21 protein-coding genes are annotated in these 21476 nt (G+C 37.9%); 12 read left to right on the top strand and 9 right to left on the bottom strand.

The annotated features are described in order from the left end of the window. Window positions 1-136 precede the first annotated feature (136 nt). Window positions 137-1114, top strand: a complete 978-nt coding sequence (locus ACO05K_RS11810) for a c-type cytochrome (RefSeq protein ID WP_421944633.1) — start codon at window positions 137-139, stop codon at window positions 1112-1114. 86 nt (window positions 1115-1200) lie between these two features. Here ACO05K_RS11810 and ACO05K_RS11805 read toward each other — a convergent pair whose 3' ends face one another. From ACO05K_RS11805 to ACO05K_RS11790, 4 genes are all read right to left on the bottom strand, one after another. Beyond that, window positions 1201-2421 (bottom strand): hypothetical protein, encoded by a 1221-nt coding sequence (locus ACO05K_RS11805; RefSeq protein ID WP_421944632.1) that lies wholly within the window; start codon window positions 2419-2421, stop codon window positions 1201-1203. Window positions 2422-2942: 521 nt separating this feature from the next. Continuing rightward, window positions 2943-3542, bottom strand: coding sequence for a cupin domain-containing protein (locus ACO05K_RS11800; RefSeq protein ID WP_421944631.1), 600 nt, complete (start codon window positions 3540-3542; stop codon window positions 2943-2945). 8 nt (window positions 3543-3550) lie between these two features. Continuing rightward, window positions 3551-3928: a hypothetical protein gene (locus ACO05K_RS11795; RefSeq protein ID WP_421944630.1), complete on the bottom strand. Its 378-nt coding sequence runs from the start codon at window positions 3926-3928 to the stop codon at window positions 3551-3553. Between the two features lie 393 nt (window positions 3929-4321). Further along, window positions 4322-4552 (bottom strand): hypothetical protein, encoded by a 231-nt coding sequence (locus tag ACO05K_RS11790; protein ID WP_421944629.1) that lies wholly within the window; start codon window positions 4550-4552, stop codon window positions 4322-4324. A 649-nt stretch (window positions 4553-5201) separates the two neighbouring features. Here ACO05K_RS11790 and ACO05K_RS11785 point away from each other — a divergent pair. Next, on the top strand, window positions 5202-5486 hold the full coding sequence (locus ACO05K_RS11785; RefSeq protein WP_421944628.1) for a hypothetical protein: 285 nt from the start codon (window positions 5202-5204) through the stop codon (window positions 5484-5486). Here the strand turns inward: ACO05K_RS11785 and ACO05K_RS11780 are convergent. Further along, window positions 5473-5808, bottom strand: coding sequence for a response regulator (locus tag ACO05K_RS11780; RefSeq protein ID WP_421946295.1), 336 nt, complete (start codon window positions 5806-5808; stop codon window positions 5473-5475). The genes ACO05K_RS11785 and ACO05K_RS11780 overlap by 14 nt on opposite strands. 208 nt (window positions 5809-6016) lie before the next feature. Here ACO05K_RS11780 and ACO05K_RS11775 point away from each other — a divergent pair, with 208 nt between their 5' ends. The 3 genes from ACO05K_RS11775 (at window position 6017) to ACO05K_RS11765 (ending at window position 9222) form a co-directional block, all read left to right on the top strand. Next, window positions 6017-6208: a cold-shock protein gene (locus ACO05K_RS11775; protein ID WP_421944627.1), complete on the top strand. Its 192-nt coding sequence runs from the start codon at window positions 6017-6019 to the stop codon at window positions 6206-6208. A gap of 164 nt (window positions 6209-6372) precedes the next feature. After that, on the top strand, window positions 6373-7908 hold the full coding sequence (locus ACO05K_RS11770; RefSeq protein ID WP_421944626.1) for a PAS domain-containing sensor histidine kinase: 1536 nt from the start codon (window positions 6373-6375) through the stop codon (window positions 7906-7908). 3 nt (window positions 7909-7911) lie between these two features. Beyond that, window positions 7912-9222 carry a GAF domain-containing sensor histidine kinase gene (locus ACO05K_RS11765; protein ID WP_421944625.1) on the top strand — a complete coding sequence of 437 codons (1311 nt, stop codon included), beginning with the start codon at window positions 7912-7914 and terminating at the stop codon, window positions 9220-9222. A gap of 1254 nt (window positions 9223-10476) precedes the next feature. Here ACO05K_RS11765 and ACO05K_RS11760 read toward each other — a convergent pair. The 4 genes from ACO05K_RS11760 to ACO05K_RS11745 all read right to left on the bottom strand — a co-directional run bounded on the left by ACO05K_RS11760 (window position 10477) and on the right by ACO05K_RS11745 (window position 13164). Beyond that, window positions 10477-10674, bottom strand: coding sequence for a hypothetical protein (locus ACO05K_RS11760; RefSeq protein WP_421944624.1), 198 nt, complete (start codon window positions 10672-10674; stop codon window positions 10477-10479). A 141-nt stretch (window positions 10675-10815) separates the two neighbouring features. Further along, on the bottom strand, window positions 10816-11991 hold the full coding sequence (locus ACO05K_RS11755; protein WP_421944623.1) for a helix-turn-helix domain-containing protein: 1176 nt from the start codon (window positions 11989-11991) through the stop codon (window positions 10816-10818). A 77-nt stretch (window positions 11992-12068) separates the two neighbouring features. After that, window positions 12069-12455: a hypothetical protein gene (locus tag ACO05K_RS11750; protein WP_421944622.1), complete on the bottom strand. Its 387-nt coding sequence runs from the start codon at window positions 12453-12455 to the stop codon at window positions 12069-12071. Window positions 12456-12648: 193 nt separating this feature from the next. Next, entirely contained in the window at window positions 12649-13164 is a 516-nt protein-coding gene (locus tag ACO05K_RS11745; RefSeq protein WP_421944621.1) for an RNA polymerase sigma factor, read from the bottom strand. 275 nt (window positions 13165-13439) lie between these two features. On the opposite strand from ACO05K_RS11745, the gene ACO05K_RS11740 reads away from it, so the two are divergent. The 7 genes from ACO05K_RS11740 to mraY all read left to right on the top strand — a co-directional run bounded on the left by ACO05K_RS11740 (window position 13440) and on the right by mraY (window position 21393). After that, entirely contained in the window at window positions 13440-13730 is a 291-nt protein-coding gene (locus ACO05K_RS11740; RefSeq protein WP_421944620.1) for a hypothetical protein, read from the top strand. Window positions 13731-14711: 981 nt separating this feature from the next. Continuing rightward, the gene (mraZ, locus tag ACO05K_RS11735; RefSeq protein WP_421944619.1) at window positions 14712-15179 is read left to right on the top strand and encodes a division/cell wall cluster transcriptional repressor MraZ; all 468 of its coding nucleotides are present in this window, start codon (window positions 14712-14714) and stop codon (window positions 15177-15179) included. After that, entirely contained in the window at window positions 15169-16074 is a 906-nt protein-coding gene (gene rsmH, locus ACO05K_RS11730) for a 16S rRNA (cytosine(1402)-N(4))-methyltransferase RsmH (protein ID WP_421944618.1), read from the top strand. Before mraZ ends, rsmH begins: the two co-directional genes overlap by 11 nt. Then, a complete protein-coding gene (locus ACO05K_RS11725; protein ID WP_421944617.1) occupies window positions 16071-16508 on the top strand; it encodes an FtsL-like putative cell division protein in 438 nt (145 codons plus the stop codon). Before rsmH ends, ACO05K_RS11725 begins: the two co-directional genes overlap by 4 nt. Next, the gene (locus tag ACO05K_RS11720) at window positions 16498-18594 is read left to right on the top strand and encodes a penicillin-binding protein (RefSeq protein WP_421944616.1); all 2097 of its coding nucleotides are present in this window, start codon (window positions 16498-16500) and stop codon (window positions 18592-18594) included. The genes ACO05K_RS11725 and ACO05K_RS11720 overlap by 11 nt, the downstream gene beginning before the upstream one ends. 94 nt (window positions 18595-18688) lie before the next feature. Then, window positions 18689-20146 (top strand): UDP-N-acetylmuramoyl-L-alanyl-D-glutamate--2,6-diaminopimelate ligase, encoded by a 1458-nt coding sequence (locus tag ACO05K_RS11715; protein WP_421944615.1) that lies wholly within the window; start codon window positions 18689-18691, stop codon window positions 20144-20146. Next, the gene (gene mraY / locus ACO05K_RS11710) at window positions 20146-21393 is read left to right on the top strand and encodes a phospho-N-acetylmuramoyl-pentapeptide-transferase (protein WP_421944614.1); all 1248 of its coding nucleotides are present in this window, start codon (window positions 20146-20148) and stop codon (window positions 21391-21393) included. Before ACO05K_RS11715 ends, mraY begins: the two co-directional genes overlap by 1 nt. The last annotated feature ends 83 nt before the right edge of the window (window positions 21394-21476 follow it).

The raw sequence follows: 21476 nt of genomic DNA, 5'->3' as shown, positions 1-21476 counted from the left end.
TGTTGAGCGCCTACGTAGATAAAGAAACATTTGTGTTCCGTCGATAAAAAAAAACAAAAGTTTTAAAATTCATCCTAACTATCTGTTTTTCAAATATTAATGATTATGTTTATGTTGACCAACCAAACAAATCATAATGAAAACGCTCAAAGTTCTCCTTCTCCTATTTGGAATCATCCTGCTGTTGGCCGTAACAGCAGGAACCTACGTTAAAATTGCACTGCCTGATGTTGGCGATGCACCTTTACTCACCATCAAGTCTACCCCTGAAAGTATCGAAAACGGAAAGTATCTGGCCAATCATGTTGCAGTCTGCATGGATTGTCACAGTAGCAGAGACTGGTCTCGGTTCGCAGGGCCTATGAAAGCGGACGGAATGGGTGGGGGTGGCGAGGTATTTAATAAAGAAATGGGATTCCCCGGGGAATACTATGCTGCAAACTTGACGCCATTTGCACTTAAAACCTGGACAGATGGCGAGCTCTTCAGGGCCATAACAAGTGGAGTAAATAAAGATGGTAAAGCGCTTTTCCCAATTATGGCGGCCCATCGGTTTGGTAAAATGGATAAGAAAGATATTTATGATATTATTTCTTACATCAGAACGCTCAAACCAGTCGAAAATATTGTTCCTCCATCCAAATCTGATTTTCCGGTCAACTTTATTATCAATACTATGCCCCAGAAGGCTGATTTTCAAAGCAAACCTCTAGTTTCGAATACCGTAGAATATGGTGCCTACTTAGTTAACGCTGCCGGCTGTGTGGACTGCCATAGCAAGAATGAAAAAGGCCGGGTAGTAAGCGGAACTGAATTTGGCGGCGGAATGGAATTTGGATTACCTGGAGGCAAGGTAACTTCTTCAAATATCACATTCGATTTAAATACCGGCATTGGTCGTTGGAGCAAGGGTACGTTTTTAGCAAGGTTCAAAATTTTTGCCGACACCGCTTATGCTGCACCAATAGTTGCCAAAGGCGATATTAATACGCCAATGCCATGGAATATGTACGCAGGTATGAGGCCAGCCGATTTAGAAGCAATTTACGAGTATTTGCGGAGCTTAAAACCAATTAACAACAAGGTAGAAAAATATCAGCTGGTTAGACCGTAATGACCTCGAGGGGACTTTTTTTTGTCAATCAGCCATTTAGTTCCTGGATGTTTTTGTTCTGAATATCCTAGAGCAGGGTGAGCTGATTAAAGAGGCACTTTCCAATCGGTAGCTAATGGTCTATTGATTATGATGCTTTGATAGTTTATGGTTACCTTATCTTTTCCAGATGAACTTATGGTTCTAAAAGGCATTTTAATGTTTTCGATTGTGCGGTTATTGCTGTAGATATTGGTCTGGTTTTTACTCCCAATCTGGTAGCTATCCGCCAGAAGAATATAGCTGCTGTCAAAAAAGTAAGTGAATTTATGTCCGTCAACCTCGAACTGAACAGCATAACCATCTCTGGTAGCCTGTACCTTTCCACGGGTAAATACGGTACTGTTCTTCCTCCCCAGACCTAAGACACCTGTGTAATCATTATATTTGGCTTCAAGAAGACGTTGTTTATCACTAATAGTCTTCTTTCCGTTATTCCATAACCACCCACCGTCTGGGCCAATTTGCTCCACTGCTATAAGCCTCCCTTTATGAAACATTTCGTTGCGGAATCGATTGCCTGCAAGATCGTTATAAGAGGTGAGCTGGATGCCACCTAGCTCAGCTTTAATGGTATAGGTTTTAAGGTTGTCCAGCGCCTGGCCACCGTAAAGCTTTCTCACGTTGGTAAAAATCTCCAAAGCAGAGGGTAGCTTGGCATTAGGCTGTTTTTTTTCCTCGCTGCCCGCTTTTTTATCATTCTCGCCCATAAAATAAAAACTGCCGTCTATCACTGCCATCGCTTTACTTTTGCCGCTTGCAGGACTTGCAAAGAAACTGTGTGTTGTAGTATTGCCGTTGCCATATTTAAGGGTTAATACGCCGTCTTTTAGTGAATATTTTCCACTGCCATCACTATTGGTATTGGTGCCACCACCGATATTATCACCTGCTATTATTGTAGTTGACTCTTTATCTGTTGTGAAATTTCCTGCCCCATCAAAGCTTAAGTTTCTTCGAGTACTCGATCCGATATACGTGGTCCCGGTTGCGATGCCACCGCTTCCACTAATGAATTTGAAAACATAGGTTCCTTTGGGCACGCTGTTGTCTAAGTCCATTTTGAATAATACATGGTTTCCACCATCCAGGTTGCCCCCTTTGGTAATGGTGTATTTGTCTTTATTTCCATTTGAATAGAGCAGGTGCAGATCAGCGCCCTTGATTTCATACTTACCTCTTATGGCCGTTTTCCAATCTTTTTTATTGAGCTGGTCGGTAAAGGTTTTGTCTTTTCGCAGCAGAATTACCACATCTGTTCTATTCATTGCGCCACCAAGGGGATTTAGGCTAAGTTTTACGCCTGCATATACGCCTGGAAATGAATTCGGCGATTGACATGCGCTGGATAAGACAGTGGTGAAAAGAATAAGAGTCTGTAAGGCGAGATATCGAAACTGTTTCATAAATAGAAATCTATCAGGTCAAATATTTTCAACAATAAACTTTGAGTAATGTTTTTTTTCAGATACCACGAAAGATGTAATGTGTACTCGTGAAAAAAAAAAATGATTAAAGAAGCCTTGATTGAAGTGGTGCATCTTTTAATAAAATAGTACAGCCCTCAGGTGTATTTTATCTTAAGTTGCGGCTAAAACTTCTTTACTTTAGTTAATATGGCTCATCGAACTTACAAGTGTAGTTTTAGTATCAACAACAAGACTTTATTGGTTATCTACCGGCGTGGCTTACTTATTTATTAAGGCCTAATTACGCTTTTGTGACTGGGATGTATGAAAATACCAGACATTAATATCTTTTTGGGAGTCAAAGTAGCTCCTTAGAAATATCAAGCTAGTTCAACATGCTGCAAAATAGCTGTTACGGATTCTGAGGTGATCACCACATTATGAGGCTCGAACAGCGGTATCTGCATAAAATCGCCTGCAGCCATGTGAACGGATTTGTCACCTATCGTGCATACGCAGGTGCCTTTAAGAATCAAAAAACTCTCATTTAAGCTTTCATGAACTTCCTGCTCAATGTCAACTGTGGAAACGATGAGGACCTGCGTAACGCCATTTTCCATCTGTAGCAGTTCCTGGAAAATCTTTTCTGTTGCTTTTTCCGGCAACAGGGGAGTGACAAATTCTAACCAGGCACCTGCGTTTGAAAAAGCAGTTATCAGCGGCAATTTACCTGATTGCAATTTTTCCTCCGCCTTTATCCCGGCAAAGATTAGTTCCATTTTTCTATCAGTTTTTAAATCCGGGTAAACTGCGTTTCTGAAGGCATATTCTTCGAAAAAGGATTCAAGTTTTGCCAGTTCTAAATTAACAGACGGATGTAACTTTTGCATGCTTTCGACAAAGGAAACTTCTTCAGCGGAGAGTGCCCCGATAAGATAAAGTTCCAGCATACCACTGTTTATAAATTCTTCTAGCTTCATCCGTTTTCTTACGCTTTTAATTTTTCCCTTAATTTCAAAATAGCCTCCTTTTCACAGATTCCTAACAGATTTGCCGCCTCCACGATGCTAAAGCCCTCTGAAAGTACTAGCCTTTTAATGCATTTATGCTCCTCACTTTTTTTTACCGAATAGTCAATCAGATACATTCTTGCAACCTTTCTGACCAGCTTCATTAGCCAGACAATCAGCTTGCCATTTACCCGTACGCCGGTACTCAATTCAATAAAAGCCGTTTCCAAAACGGTCGCAGTCAACTCCTCTGCTTTCTGAGCGGATCTGCAGAAAATTACAAACTGTCCAAATATTAGGCTACTATAGTTATCATAAAGGGCTTTTTGAGCGGTATCATCCTTTGCAAAAATCATCTCTCTTATCTTTTTATCCGATTCAGAACTATAGCAGGGCATTGTCTTTTTTATAAATATAGATAAATAACTGATTTTAAATCAGCGTTCGCATTATATTTTCCAGCTCTAGGTTCTTGAAAGGATGAGAATCGTTCATGCTGATTTCTCAAATAAGAGGACAATACCTGAAGCTTTGATGCAAACTATCTCTGGTAATGTATTTTGGAAGGGTATTGGCTGTTTATAAATTTGGAAGGGTGCTTCCTAGCAGTGTCCGATTTCTTTACGGGCTAGCATAAGTAGAAAAATAGATTGGCAATTTGAAGGTCCGACTTTTGCCATTTTCCGGTCTTCCTTTTGATTTGATATTACAAAAGGGCTTTGCTGATGATTCACCTGGCAAGAAATACCCTAAAGGTTATGATCCATAAAACTTTTAGGGAGTCTTGAAACATTTTTTTTCACGCCTGTTGCCTGCAATCTCTCTCCAATTAACATGATTCGAAACCTCACCTGATCCTCAACAAACAACAATGCATTCATTTTAGAAACTTCGAAGCAGATGTCCTGCTCATTTGTATCAACAATCTTTCCCTTGCCTGTGATTGCGTTGAACTCAGTTATTTTTCCGTATCTTAACATGTTGATTATTAGGCTAAAGTAGGTTTTTTTATTCGTAGTTTCACCATGAAAGGAAAGTAATTCTGTTCGCTGCTGATTCTTGCTTTTTCTCAAAGCACACAAAACCCTGCCTGGTGATTCTAATTCCTATTTTCTTGCGGCTCTGGCGCTTTTTCTTTTGGGTCTGTCATGTCAATAGTCTTTGAGTTATAACAAGAATACCACCCAATGGTTCTGGAAAAAAACAAACTCAATGATTAGTATTGCTTGTTTCTAAGTTATGCAAACAGCTGTGCCAGGTTTATTTTTATAACTTCATTTTATTGCTAGCATCAGGGAAGGAATTGTTGCCACAAGGTTCATAGCCAGGTTTGCATTTCGATTATTTAAGAATTTTCCGTTTTAACCCTTCCCTAGTAGGCATGATGTTCCCGATGAGCTTACCTTAAATTCACTGTTTCATCATTGCGCAGGGCTGTGCTATGCTCACCATGCTGAATCTTCTTTGTTCACCATTAGTACTGCAAACTGTTTTAGCAGTCTTTAAAAATAAACGACTTGGGATTTACAGATATCATATCGATGTTGTCACAAATAATTTATTTTCAGCGATTTAAATAGTTGTTGCCGTTTAATATGCGTAGGTTCGGTATTGCCAAACAACCAGAGAATGTCAAAATTTCAAGTAAACCTTAGCAATTGTGACAATGAGCCGATACACGTTCCGGCAAGGGTACAATCCCATGGCTTTCTCATCGCCCTTGATTTCGAAAATATCATATGTTTTTGCAGTGAAAATATTAAAGATTTTCTTGGAGTATCCGCAGAGAATCTTTTGGAAAAGCCGCTGGCAGATTTGGAAATCATTCTAAATAACGATGTGCAACATGACTTTCTGACCAAGCTATTAATTATGGCTAATAGCAAAAGAGATTTTGCAATTAACCCCCTTTAGTGATTAGTTCTATTAATGCGTTCACCGCACCCAAGTCAAATGGTTTTTCGATAAATCCGTCCGCTCCGCATTCTTTATCTCGTTCTTTGATAAACGCTGCTGTCATCAATACGATCGGGATATGGGAAAAAGCCGGGTTTGATTTTAATTTTCTGCACAGCAATGATCCATCGGTATCCCCCAGCATGATATCCAACAATATAATGTCGGGCTGGAATGAAGTCAATATCCCGATAACTCCTGAACTTTCTTCTAAAGTCAGTACCTGGTACTGATCAAAAATAAGTGCCGCCATTTCGCAAAGGGAGGGTTCGTCGTCTATGAAAAGTATCTTTTTGATAATGCAATGAATAATTACTGCAAAATAAAAAAAAATATTTATACGCGGGAGGTAGGTGTTTATCGCGGACTGGCCGCGAGCCTGATTGCATTAGATTTAAAATGTTTTTTTTTCGAATGACCTGATTCATGTAACCATTTGACTTTCAATTATTTTTGTGTATATTTGAACATAATTAAAATAAAATATAATGCAACAAGGAACAGTAAAATTTTTCAATGAAACAAAAGGTTTTGGATTTATAGTGCCATCTAATGGTGATGCAGAACTTTTTGTACATATATCTGGCTTGATAGATAACATTCGCGAGAATGATTTAGTAAGCTATGATGTAGAAGAAGGCCGAAAAGGTCTGAATGCAATCAACGTTAAGGTAGGATAAAATAATATTCTTCATAGATTTTTAAGAACATCCGCCCATTAGGCGGATGTTTTTTTTTGCTCCTTAGCGAAATAAATTAACAACTTCATGGATTTTTCAAACATAAAGTCCTGTAATTAGTTATTAGTTGAATTTGCATGCGACATTCAGACTCATTAAAAGTAATGGAAGATTTTCTCAGGAATTTGGCTGGCGTCTCCGATATAGACCCGCGCCTTTTAGCAGCAGCTTTGAATGCATCAAGCAATGGCGTGGTGATTACTGATCACCTTAAGCCCGATGAACCCATCATTTACTGCAATGATGCATTTGAAACTTTAACAGGATATGAAAGGATCAACATCATCGGTCACAACTGCCGTTTTTTGCAGGCAGATGACCGTGACCAGAAATCAAGGCAGGAAATCAAGGAGGCAATCCGTAATGGAGAACATTGTCAGGTGCTGATAAAAAACTACAGAAAAAATGCTAAACTAATCTGGAATGAGCTTATTATATCTCCCGTCAGGGATAAATTCGGTGTGGTAACACACTTCATTGGCATTCAAAATGATGTAAGCAAAAGGGTTCTTGCGGAGCAAAAACTAGAAGAGCAGCGGGACAGGCTTGATGAAAAGGTTCAGGATCGAACGCAAAGTCTAGAGGAGAGTGAGAAATATCTTTCAGCCATAGTTGAAACGATAAGGGAGAGTCTAATCGTATTAGACAGTGAGCTTAAGGTTGTGGATGCCAATGAGAACTTTTGTGACTTCTTTAGACAATCCAGAGAAGATATTATTGGCCAGAAGTTCTTTTCCCTTGGTAGCGGTGAGTGGGATATACCTGAACTTAAAGAACTCTTGATAAATGTGCTTCCCCACAATAATCCTTTTGAAGATTTTGAATTTGAAAGCGAATTCTTTAAGATAGGTAAAAGAGTATTAATACTCAATGCAAGGCAGATGGTTCTTAAGGGGAAATCTCAGGAAAGAATCCTACTTGCTATTGAGGATATTACCGAACGCAAAGTGCTTGAATACAGAAAGGAGGACTTCATTAATATTGCCAGCCATGAAATGAAAACCCCTTTGACTAGTATTAAGGGAAACCTTCAAATGTTGCAAAAAATCGCAGAAAAAAGAAATGATGTCATCTATACCAAAGGATTCCAAACCGCAAGTAGGTCCATTCAACGGCTTGAGAATTTGATTTACGAGCTGCTAGACGCTTCAAAAATGCAGTTAGGAAAGGTGCAATTTAAGTTTGAAGAGTTTAGTGTCTCACAATTGTTAAAAGAATCAGTTGATATCATTGCAGCAGATGCGCCGGATCATCAATTTTTAATCACCGGAGATATTAACCAAAGCATAGATGGTGATATGGGACGTCTGGAGCAGGTCATGATAAACCTCTTGTCCAATGCTGTCAAATATAGTCCCAAGAACTCTGAAATTAGTATTCATGTTTCCTGCATGTCCGGGTATTGCAAAATATCTGTTAAAGATAGCGGCCTCGGTATAAGTAGTAAAGATCACAAACGTATCTTTGAACGTTTTTTTAGAACCGACGATACCGCTGAAAAATTTCCGGGTGTTGGAGTGGGGCTGTACGTTTGTAATTATATTATCAAAGAACATCAGGGCTCAATTTGGGTCGACAGTGAGCATGGTCATGGTTCAATCTTCAGCTTCACAGTTCCGATAAAAAGAGCCAAAGGTTGATGCATGTGGTTTGAAAACCCTCATAGAGGTCTACCAATTATATTGTTTAGCTTTACAGCCTTTTACACCATCTTTTTGAATTATTTATCATTATTAGTAACAAATAACTTGCAAATAATTAAGCCAAACAATTCTTCCCAAACCGAAAGATTATCCGCGTTGGAAGATTACCAGATAATGGATAGCGATGCAGAAGTTGAATTCGATGAACTCACGATGCTCGCCTCTAAGATATGTGGAACGCCAATAGCGCTCATTACGCTGCTGGATGAACATCGTCAGTGGTTTAAAAGCAATGTTGGATTAAAAGTTTCGCAAACACCTATAGAGCATGCTTTCTGTGCGCATACCATACAGGAGGAGCAAGGGATGATGGTAATTCATGATGCCAGAACTGACGAACGTTTTTCTTTAAACCCGTTGGTGACCGATGATCCCAATATTGTCTTTTATGCAGGAATTTCGCTCATCAACCCCGCTGGAGTTGCTTTGGGCAGCCTTTGCGTTATAGACAGGATACCTAGAAAACTTACGGTCGATCAGCTTGAAGCTTTGGGTATCATTGCCAGACAGGTAATCGCTCAAATGGAACTCAAAATTAAAGTCACAAAACTCCTAAATGCTAACACACAACTTGTTGAAAGCAATAAGTTTATGCAACGCTTTGCAACTACTGCCGCCCATGATTTAAAAAATCCGCTAAGTAGTATTTCTATAAGTTCCGAACTTATGCTTAGGGAATTGACTGTAAGAAATGATGAAAAGCTTCACAGGCTTGCCTCCGCTAACTTATCTTCTGCAAAAAAGTTGGTTCAAATGGTCAATGATATGCTTGAATATTCCTTGCGACCGGAAGCGTTGACTTCCAGCAAAACAAATGTCGACTTGCTGGAATTGGTCAAAAGAACAATTGCAATGGTGGTGCTTTCTGAAGATGTGAAGATTAGCCTCCCTGGGGAATCCATTACTATTACGGCCTCTGAAATAGCACTTCAACAGATTTTTATCAATCTTTTAACAAATGCAATACGCTATAATGATAAAACACTTTGCGAAATAGAAATCTCCTGGGCAACTATGCAAAACAGTATCATTTTCAATGTTGTTGATAATGGACCTGGAATACCTCAGGCGCAATTGCAAAGAATATTTGAGAAAGATGTAACGTTAAGTAAAAAAGATAGATTCCAACAGCAAGGCACCGGGATTGGATTGCATACAGTGAGGTTATTAATAGAGAAATTAGGTGGTGGGATTGAAGTGACTTCAGAAATGGGTCGGGGTAGCCAATTCACTTTTTCAATAGGCGTTTAGTTGATAAGCTTTCGTTAGATTTTTTTAAGGGTTATTCTTTCAATGATCAGATTACTACTAATTTAGATGTCCATAAATAGTTTCAGACCTTTTGAACTAATAAAATATAGATTATAGGATGGCTTAAAGCATGCTACTGTATCCTCACAGGATATCAATCTGGCCTTATGCTGCTGCTTTTTCTGCAGTAGCTTTATCATCAGAATGCTATCCTGTTTTTCTTTGCTTCACATGGCTAATAACCGTCCTGTTTTTTCTGGTCATTAACTACAAACAATTAAGTAAGCCTCCCCTAAATATCATGATCTGATGGTCATCGGAAAAACCTTAGCTAGCTTTATCTGGCTGCTTCAACTGATTTTTAGATAGCACCAGGCCTTTTGAGCAATGCCTCCAGTCATGTTGCGAGCTGTTTTCAGGTGTTATATATTTTGGTTTTTTCGTCTCTGCTCACTATTAGGCTATAAATATTCATATTAGCCTCCCATTAGTTTGAACACAGAATCACCCACAAGAACATATCCAATAATACACACCACTTAATACGCATTGCAAGCAATAAATACGTGAAATAAACAATTGGGTATTTAACTAATCCAAGCCCCGGAATTTATCGTATATTGTAGTGAGAGCGTTAAATTAGATTGGAGCAGGTTACAGTATTTGTACCTGCTTCTTTTTGCAACAACTTTTTGACAGTCAACTAAATAGCATTGAAGCTATCTTTGCATCGGCCATCTGGAACTAACTGATGACTAATTTAGATTACGCTTCAATCTACCTAATAGAAAAAGCTTTATAAGCAGTTGCATTTCACCTGTGACTGCTTCTCTGTTTTTTTTGCATTCGATATTAAGGTGTTACTGGAACCGATTGCTTAATGTATCAATGAATTTTGTGTAATGAAATCTGATGAGTTTGAGTTCGAAGGCTCAGTTTACAAGTCAGCTGACTGATGAGGGGTGATAAAAGAATTAAATTAAAACAGATACATAAAAAAGAGCGACCAATTTATTTGGTTACTCTTTTTCTAAATTTTTGAACCTAATTATTTCCTTGGTTTATACACCACTTTTTGTAGGGCAAATGCTTTAACAGGAACCTGATTGTACCGCTTGCTATGAATTAACAGGCTAATGCGGGATGACCTTTTTCACAATGATTGGCAGCGTAAGGTCAGATAGGTCGGTTATCCCTATCACAATCCCCAGGGCTAGCTGGTATGGCAGCCTGCATCTTTTGAGCACTTACCTTTTATGAAGCGTTTTCAAATTCTTCAAACATAGCCTCCAGGGAGCTTATGTCCTGAAAAACCGCGCCACTGGAAATATTATTGGCAGTAGAAAGAACGGTTAAGGATTCAGTATCACAATCGACAAAGGTGCTGAGTTCCAGAAATTTTTCTGGTCTGATCTTGAAAATCATCAGGGATTTTTTCTTTGAATAAGGCATTGAAGTCTGTTAGTTTAGTTTTCCTCACGCACCAGCCTCAATTATCATTCAGCTAATGGTCCGACAAAAATCTGCCTAAAAATTTATAAAAGGGTTAACCTGAGAAGCTGATTATGTAACGATATTCAAAATCGATACAAATTAGCGGCTTTTGAGGTCAGAAAGGTAGGCAGAGGGGCTTTTGTCTACTGCCTTTTTGAAAGCAACAAAAAAGGTGTTTCGAGAGGAAAAGCCTGCATCTAACGCAATAGCCTCTAATGTAAATTGTTTCCAGTCTCCAGAATCAAGTCTTTGCTTTACGTATTCAATTCGTAGCTTATTAACGTAGGTATTAAAGTTCGACTGGTAGTGATTGTTGAACAGCTCGGATAATTTATGATTTGGGACATCCATCTGAGAGGCAAGACCACTCATGGTTAACCCTGTTTGCTTGAATGCCTGATTTTCAATGACGTGATGCTCAACCTGTGCAATAAGCTTTTTATCAACTGGTTTTATTTTTCGCTTTTCAGTAAAATGGGGCTGGGATTGAGCGGCTGAGACTGTTCCGTGTTGGTTTTGTTCGTCCTCCTTAATGGAAAATCCGAAAATGAGTTCAGGATTTAAGAAAAACGAGAGGCTGAGAAGCAATAAAGTAAGTGATAAAGCTAAAATCAGCGGGCTCTTGTGTAACATAAAGTAGGCACTGTTTGCATTTTGAAGGATCGCCAAATTCAGTCCGAGCATCCCAGTGAAAATTAGGATAAGCAGGCCAGAAAAAAGATAGGCCCACCTAATGGCTTTCATCTGCAGTTTTTGTTTGGAAACAATGTAAGTGAATCGAACTTGAAGCACCGAATATATAAGGCCTGAGATTGGGAAGGCAAACCAGTGCCATGGCTCTACGATATATTTTTCTCCTGAAAAAGCATAGTGAAGGTCGGTGGCAACTCTGTTAACAACTGCCTGCTGCTGCGATAAATCCAAGAGATTGTAAGGTGTAACCGAGATAAAGGCAGGTATTGCAATTAAAAAGTGCAGCAGGTGACTTTTTCTAAACTTAGAAAATTGTGGATTTAGCGCACCCCGTAGATATAAAAAAAAACATGGTCCGATAAAATAATAAAGTGGCAAACCCTTATTAAAAAGCATCGGGTAGTATTGGATTTGCCCAGAGCTGGTCAATAAAAATATGAATGCGTACCACGCAGTGCTAAAAATGGCAGCAGCGAGCAGCGCATTGAGATACTTTTTTTCTCGCCCATATATCCATAACAGGATAACAACCAGGGATAAAATGAAAATTGCACCGATTACGGTTAAAAAAAAGGGATGCAAGAGAATAATTAGTTTAAGGATATCAAAAATAATAATCTAATGTTATTTAACTATTGATATTCCTATATGCTCTGTGTTTACACCACTTTACAGCTTTTTAATGCCCAGAAAATAAGAACAGGTTGAAAAAACAAGCGGGCCATCCTCTTGCCCTCTGTATCCAATCCAAATGCACTACGATTGTTGGTATATTGGGCGATATTGCCTGGGAAAACCGCAACAAACATGGACGCTGCTATTATACCTAACTGTTTTTCGTATTTCTTAGGCATTATTACCAGCGCTGTTCCTAACGCAATTTCTCCAATTCCTGAATAAACCACTGTATCATCTTTTTTTAGTGGCACCCAGTCGGGCACCTGAGCCTGAAATGCTTTTCTTGCAAATGTTAAATGTCCGACTCCCGCAAAGATCAAACCGCTGCCCAGTAAGATTTTGGCTATTAGCTTCAGTTCTGTTTTCATCTTTTATGTATTTATCAATAATAACATAAATTAAAGCAATATGTTCCACCAAGCTTAAAGATAGCTATAATAGCTTTTTTTACAAAATAGACGAGGTTGATCTATCATGATGGCTTTTATAAAAAGGTGAAAAAAATAAGGCCACCCAAATTGGAGTGGCCATCGATAGTTATGATTGAATTATTATCGGATGCTAGTTAATGCCTTCTTTATACATTTTCAATTTCTTTGCAAGGCGTAATCTGGCCTGGTGAATTCTGGTTTTAACAGTACCAAGTGGAATGTTCATTTCCTGAGCAATGTCTTCGTATTTATAACCTTCCACAAACCTTATAAAAGGAATCTGTAATCCATGTGGTAATTGACTTATCGCGCCGTTTACATCACCAAGTATGAACGTACTTTCTCCGGAGTTTTTGGACGCACTATGAAGGAGTTGCTCAGAATTTATTTCCTCAGACTGGTGTATCAGGGCATTCTTCTTGTTGGATTTTCGATAATTGTTTATAAAAGTATTTCGCATTATGGTGTAAAGCCATCCTTTTACATTTGTGCCTTCCTGAAAACTGCCCCTAAAACGTATCGCTTTCATCACAGTGTCTTGCAATAAGTCATTTGCCTCATCTTCATCCCTAACAAATTTTAAAGCAAAAGCTCGAAGTGCACTATTGTACTGGGTGATAAGTGTCGAAAATTTTTCCTCGTTCATAGTTTTTGATTTTAGTTAGATGCTCAAATTTCCACCAAAAATAATACCATTCTAAAAGTTAGATATTTATCTGCCTTGAAATCAGGTGTTTGTTCGGTTATTATGTGGCAAATACTGGTTGATAAAATTTTGCCACCTCTTTCAGGTAAGCCAGTGAGCAGTTTTGCCTTTCCCACTAGCTTTTAAACAATTTAGAAGTATCAAAAAGATAATCTTTGGCAACCTTTTATCATAGGCTATGTTGTTGTGGTAAGATTTGAAATTTGATGGGTGAAATGATGAGTAATGAGAACAAAGCGGTAACCGCTTCCGATGCCTATGGGATTGAGCTTGGCTTCAATCTTCAAAGGATTTTAGTTGAAGAAATGGTTACTTATCGAAACGGTGTAATCACGATTCGAAGAGTTGGGGCACTGGAGCATGATTTCAGCAAATGGTTTGCATCCAAGGTATCCCAACTTCCTCGGGCTTCCTACCCCTTGTGTGATGTAGCTGTTTTGATATATGAAAATAGCAAAATCAAGCATGCTCAGATGTTTAGTCCATTAGAAAGCGGTCAACAATAGCTTTTCAAGCCGCGTTATAATTTAACTGCGCATCTTAGCAATTTGATTTTTTCTATCCTGGTCACTTAGAGTAAGGCACTAGCGAGATATTAGAAGCATTGTATTTTTCGGGTAAGGGCTGTGTGTCGAATATGCGATAGCATAGTATAATTTCTATGGAGTCGCAGTCTGTGCAGAAAATTCCTGCTGGAGCTTGGTGCAGGTTTTTTGCATAAATGAACAGCAAAAAAGTAAGTCCCATTTCATGTTTAAAATTAAAGTTTGAGGGAGGATTTTTTTTTAGCTGAAACTTTAATATTATTTTAATGTTTGAAAGTGTAGGTTAATATTTCTATCATTCTTAACCTTAATTAGTTCAAAATGCAGCGTTATGGATTTAGCGCTGCATCTGTTTTTGTCTGCTAGAATGAGAATAAATTTAGTAAAAGCTTAACCGAAAAAGCTTGAATCGTATTGCTGTATTTTAGTATTTAAAATCTATGATCTCTGGCCGTACTTTTTACCGCATCCATATTGATTGTAAGAAAATATTTCACAACGCTCACAACCGTTATTCGCTGCCGATCAGCTCAACTATAATTAGTTTCGAGAATAACAAATACACAACTCATTCTAGCTTGAAGGTACCATTTTACATCGATGACTTGCCTGTCACTCTCTTGCCTTTTAAGCAAGGGATTATGTTCATAACCTTATTATATATATCACCCTGGCCTGTATATCTTTACAGTCTAGCAATAGAATGATTTTTGATGAGTAACCATCTAACTTTAATTTTGTTCATGGAATGAGATAATTTTATCTAACTTGTTTTTTATCAGCGTATAACGCCTTTTTAATATTGCTGATTAGGTTTTTTTAATATCTGTTTTAGTCTTCTGGTGGTAGAAAAATGATGTGGAAAACTTTTTTGTGGTAAAAAGTGGTAAAAAGTGGTAGAACTCTTTACTTTTACACTACATAAAAAGTGTAAATACCACTATGATCCAACTTTTAGGTGAATTTGATTGTAAACTTGACGCAAAGGGACGCCTTATGGTACCTGCTGCGCTTAAGAAACAATTGCCTGAAGCCGAGAAAGAAGGGTTCATAATTAATCGTGGTTTCGAGAAAAATCTTGTTATTTATCCGAAGTCTGTTTGGAATGAAGTTTTGGCTGAAGTAAGTAAATTAAATACTTACGATACTGAGGTTAGAATGTTTGTGCGTTCATTCACTCGTGGCGCAACAGAAATTAATCTTGATGCTGCCGGCCGTGTATTAATTCCTAAATCTCTTGCAGAATATGCCGGGTTAGGAAATGATATCGTTTTGGCTGGTCAGCTCGATAAAATAGAAGTTTGGGATAAAAAATCTTACGAAGATATTTTTGATAATGTGCCCGAAAATTTCGCTGCATTAGCGCAGAAAGTAATGGGGGGAAAGAAAGGGGGTGCTGATGGAGTCTAATTATCATGTACCAGTTATGCTTCAGCCTTGCATAGATGGTTTAAATATAAAGCCTGATGGCGTTTATGTGGATGTTACCTTTGGTGGTGGCGGTCATTCAAAAGAAATTTTAAAGCATCTTGGGAAAAACGGAACTTTAATCGCTTTCGATCAGGATGCTGATGCGCAGGCAAATATTCCCTCTGATGATCGCTTGATTTTTATAGATCAGAATTTCGGATTTCTTAAAAACAATCTTCGGTTAAAAGGCTTTAAGCAGGTTGATGGAATTCTGGCGGATTTAGGTGTGTCATCTCATCAGTTTGATATTCCGGAGCGTGGTTTTTCTATTCGTTTTAATGCGGATTTGGATATGCGTATGGATAAAAACGGACAACTTACAGCAGCAGAAGTTTTAAATACCTACACAGAAGATAAATTGCATAAAATTTTTGGAATTTATGGTGAGGTGAAAAATGCAAAATCGCTGGCAAGAGCTATTGTGACGGCACGCTTAGATGCGCCTTTTACTGATATCGATAGTTTCAAATCTGCAATCGCGTCATACATCCCAAAAGGAAAAGAAAATAAATATTTAGCGCAAGTATTCCAGGCTTTGAGAATCGAGGTAAATGCAGAAATACAGGTTCTTGAGAATTTCCTTCAGCAAGCAGCAGAAGTTTTAAAACCAGGTGGTCATTTGGTTGTGATGTCTTATCATTCTTTGGAAGATAGGCCGGTTAAAAATTTCATGGCTAAAGGTAAATTTCAGGGTGAGGTGGAAAAGGATTTTTTTGGTAATCATCAAAAGCCATTTAATGTAATTACCAGGAAAGCTGTAGTAGCAACTGATGAAGAAATTGCCTTGAACAATCGGGCAAGAAGTGCAAAGTTAAGAATAGCAGAAAAAATATGAACAGGTTCAGGGAAGATTTAGAAGACGAGGAGTTAGGACCTGAGCCCGAATTAAAAGTTAAATCGGAAAAGGTAAAACCCGAAAGAGTAAAATCTGAAGACGAGAAAAAGTTTGCAGATACCTTTATCGGTAAGTTTTTTATTGAGGGTGTGATATCAAAAGAAGCGGCTACAGATGCATTGCCGTTTTTGTGTTTTCTGGCTTTTTTAGGTATGGTTTATATCGCTAACAGCCACTTTGCAGTAAATAATGTACGCAAAATTGATAAGTTAAATAAAGAAGTAAAAGAGTTAAGATGGGAGTATAAATCTATGAAAGCCGAGTTAATGTTTAAAAGCAAACTAACTGAAGTGGCTAAAAAGGTTGATACACTAGGAATAAAAGAATTAATAGAACCTCCAAAAAAAATAATTGTTAAAAGCGATGAATATTAGAGCAAACATTCTGCTTCGTGTATATCTGGCATTTGGCTTAATTGTGCTTTTTGCTTTGGCGGTAGTTTTACGCCTTGGTCAGGTACAATTCGTACAGGGACATAAGTGGAAGGCTATGGCGGATAGTCTTTCGACGAGGTATATGGCTGTGGAGGCCACCAGAGGTAATATTTATTCGAACGATGGTAGCTTACTGGCTACTTCTGTTCCTGAATATGAATTGCGTATGGATATGTTTGCAGGCGGCATTGCTGATGATAAGATTTTTAATGAAAAAGTTGATTCGCTTGGGATGAAGTTAGCATGGATTTTTAAAGATAAGAGCCCGAAAGATTACTCAAGAATTCTTCGTAAAGGTCGTCAGGATAGCGCCCGTTATCTGCTTATTCATCGTAAAGTTGGTTATTCAGATTTAAAAACGATAAGAACATTTCCGCTTTACAATGTTGGTAAATTTAATGGAGGCTTAATCGCGGTACAACAAAACAAACGCATTTTACCTTTTAAAGCACTTGCTGCCCGTACAATTGGTTATAAAAATGCTAATGTGAAAAATGGAGTAGGGTTAGAAGGGGCATACAATCAATACATTAATGGCGAAACCGGAAGAAGATTAATGCAGCGTATCGCTGGTGGTGTTTATGTTCCGGTTAACGATGAAGAAGAAGTTGCCCCTAAAGATGGAGCAGATATTATTTCGACCATCGACATTAACATGCAGGATTTGGCGCAAAGTGCTTTAGAAAAACAACTGATTAAAAGTAAAGCAGACCACGGTGCGGTAATTGTAATGGAGGTTGAAACCGGAGAAATAAGGGCTGTTGCAAATTTCTCTAAAGTTGAAGAAGGTGTTTATAAAGAGAAATTCAATTACGCAATTGCTGGTAATCAAGATCCGGGCTCAACATTTAAGCTTGCGTCTTACATGGCTTTATTAGAGGATGAAAAGGTAGATACGAATACAATGGTTGCAACCGGAAATTATCAAATTCCTGGACATATGATTAAAGATTCTCACGGGAGTATTGGTGTGGTAACCGTTAAGAAAGCTTTCGAGCAATCTTCTAACGCGGCAATTGCATCGATGGTAAATAACGCTTACCGTGAAAATCCTAAAAAATTTACCGATCATTTATACGATTGGCATTTGAATGAAAAGCTTCAACTTCAAATTCCAGGTGAAGCGCAACCTGTAGTAAAAAATCCTTCGAATAAAAGTTGGGGTAAAATGACCTTGCCTCAAATGGCGTATGGATATGAAATGCAGCTAACGCCATTGAAAATGCTTACGTTTTATAACGCTGTGGCTAACAATGGTAAATACATTGCACCAATTTTTGTTAAAGAAGTAAGGAGATTGGGTAATCCGATAGAGCAATTTAAAGCAAGGGTTATAAACGATAAAATATGCTCAGATGTTACTTTAAGCAAAATCAAAAAAATGCTTGAGGGCGTAGTAACCGAAGGCAGTGGTAAACAAATTGTTTATAATCCACTTTATAAGATTGCTGGTAAAACAGGTACGGCTCAGGTTGCTGATGCCAATAAAGGTTATAGGGCAAACAAGCAGTATCAGGCATCTTTTGTAGGCTATTTTCCTGCTGATAAACCTAAGTATTCGATGATTGTGGTAATTAACGATCCTAAAGGTGCTTACTATGGTGCGTTGGTGTCAGGTCCGGTTTTTAGAGAGATTGCAGACAGAATTTACGCAAGTGATATGCAGATGTACAATGATGTGCCTGCAGCGTTGGTTGGCAATACAGGTAATCCGCCAACAAAGGCCGGACAAAGTAAAGCCACACAAAAAGTTTATAAAGCATTTGGGTTTAAGCCACTTTTTGCTTCTAAATCTGAATATTATAATACAATTGATACCAGTGCAGGAACAATTTTTCAGGAAAATAATGAGCGTAAGGGTGTAATGCCAAATGTATCGGGTATGGGTTTAAAAGATGCGCTTTACCTTTTGGGCAACGCAGGATTAAAAACAAGAGTAACAGGTTCTGGAAAGGTTATCAGGCAATCTGTTCAGGCTGGTGTCAAGGTTGGTAAAGGTTTACTGGTAGATATACAATTAGATTAAAATGAATTATAGAATGATTGATTGACAGAATGTTGTTTGGCTATTTGTCGAACATTCACTCATTCAAAATTCACTCATTCAAAATTAAAAAAGCATGCAATTACAAGATTTGCTATATGGTGTAACGATTAAAGAATTGGTTGGTAAAACCGATAGAGAGATCAATGCACTTAATTTTGATTCGCGTAAAATTACCAAAGACGATGTATTTTTTGCAGTTGTAGGAACAGCGGCTGATGGGCATCAATATATAAATCAAACTGTAGAGCAAGGTGCAGCAGTTATCATTTGTGAAAACCTTCCAGAAATTGAGGATTACAATGTTACTTACATAAAAGTTGATAATACTTCAGTTGCGCTGGGAATTATGGCTGGTAATTTTTATGGAAATCCATCAAAAGAACTAAAACTGATAGGTATTACCGGTACGAATGGTAAGACAACAATCGCTACCATATTATTCAAACTTTTTAAAGATTTAGGTTACAAAACTGGGCTGATTTCTACTGTAGAGAATTTTGTAAATGATAAAGTTGTTGCCTCAACGCACACTACTCCAAACCCTTTAGCCTTAAATGAACTGCTGAAGGATATGGTAAATGCAGGCTGCGACTACTGTTTTATGGAAGTTAGTTCTCATGCGGTTTCTCAACATAGAATTGAAGGGTTAACTTTTTCTGGTGGCGTGTTTTCTAACCTTACACATGATCATCTTGATTTCCATAAAACTTTCGATGCTTATTTAAAAGCTAAGAAAACATTTTTCGATTTGCTACCTAAATCAGCTTTTGCACTTACCAATATCGATGATAAAAATGGTATGGTTATGCTGCAAAATACAAAGGCTCATAAAAAAACCTATGCGCTTAAACAGCTTGCCGATTTTAAAGCTAAAATTATAGAAAACGGTTTTGCTGGTTTGCATTTAGATATTGATAATGAAGATGTTTATTTCAAACTGATTGGTTCTTTCAATGCCTATAATTTGCTTGCTGTTTATGGTACTGCAATTTTATTAGAGCAAGATAAACTTAAAGTGCTTACGCTTTTGAGCCGCTTAAGCGGAGCCGAAGGTCGTTTTGATTATATCGTTTCTGATGATAAAATTATCGGAATTGTAGATTATGCACATACTCCTGATGCTGTACAAAATGTATTAGGTACAATTGCAGACATCAGAAAAGGAAATGAGCAGGTGATTACTGTAATTGGATGTGGAGGAGATAGGGATAAAACTAAAAGGCCGATAATGGCTCAGGTTGCCTGCGATTGGAGCGATAAGGTAATTCTTACTTCTGATAATCCGCGTACTGAAAATCCGCAAAGCATTATTGCGGATATGGAAGCAGGTGTTTCGCCAACCAATAAACGTAAAACCTTATCCATTTTGGATAGAAAAGAAGCTATAAAAACAGCTTGTCATTTGGCGCAAAGCGGAGACATTATTCTAATTGCCGGAAAAGGACATGAAAAATACCAGGAAATAAATGGCGCACGTAACCATTTTGATGATAAGGAAATATTACTTGAACAATTAAACCCTCGCAGCTAATGTTATATTTATTATTCGAATACCTGCATAAGCATTACGATATTCCTGGATTAAGGTTGTTCCAGTACATTACTTTTCGTGCGTCAGTTTCAATTATTTTGTCATTAATAATTACTACGGTTTATGGCCGCAGGTTGATTGATTATTTACATGCAAAACAAGTTGGTGAAACGGTAAGAAATTTAGGTCTTGAAGGACAAATGCAAAAACAAGGTACGCCTACAATGGGTGGTATCATCATTTTGCTTGGTATTTTAATTCCAACATTATTATTTGCAAACATTGCTAATGTGTACGTTATCCTGATGATTATAACCACCATCTGGATGGGTGCAATTGGATTTTTAGATGATTACATCAAAGTTTTTAAGAAAAATAAAGAAGGTTTAGCAGGGAGATTTAAAGTTGTTGGTCAGGTTGGTTTGGGAATTATTGTAGGCTGTACAATGTACTTCCATCCAAATATTGTAGTTCGCCAAACGGTTAAAGATGATGTTAAAAACACTTCAACAGTGCCAATGGTTTTGCGCCAAAAAGGAGAAACATTCTACTACACACAAGATGTAAAATCAACCAAAACCAATATTCCTTTTTATAAAAATAATGAGTTTGATTACGCTAAGGTGCTTAAATTTTTAGGAACTGGATATGAAAAATATGCCTTTCTTGTATTTCTGGCATTTACAGTATTTATCATCACGGCAGTATCAAACGGAGCAAATATAACGGATGGTATAGATGGACTTGCAACGGGAACATCGGCCGTAATCGGTACCACGCTCGGAATTTTGGCTTATGTTTCAGGTAACACTGGCTTCGCCGATTATCTGAATATTATGTACATCCCGAATTCGGGTGAGCTGATGATTTTTGCGGGTGCATTTGTGGGTGCCTGCGTAGGTTTCCTTTGGTATAACTCTTATCCTGCTCAGGTTTTTATGGGCGATACCGGTAGTCTTGCCATCGGAGGTATCATTGCATCGTTTGCAATTATGATTCGTAAAGAATTGCTAATTCCAATTTTGTGTGGAGTATTCTTAATCGAACTTGTTTCGGTAATTATGCAGGTTTCCTATTTCAAATATACCAAGAAGAAATTTGGTGAAGGACGAAGGATTTTCCTGATGTCGCCTTTACATCATCATTATCAGAAAAAAGGTTATCACGAAGCAAAAATTGTTACCCGTTTTTGGATTATTGGAATTATGCTCGCCATCATGACGATTGTAACCCTGAAATTGAGATAGGGATTAAGTACAAAGTAAAGAGTAAAAAGTTAAAAGTAAAAAACCAATCTAAGGTGTCTTAGGTGATTAATAAAAGAATAAAG

This window comes from Pedobacter sp., assembly GCF_965227205.1.
Lineage (GTDB): Bacteria > Bacteroidota > Bacteroidia > Sphingobacteriales > Sphingobacteriaceae > Pedobacter.
The sequence above is the reverse complement of the archived record's forward strand: the minus strand, read 5'-3'. Positions and strand labels throughout refer to the sequence as shown.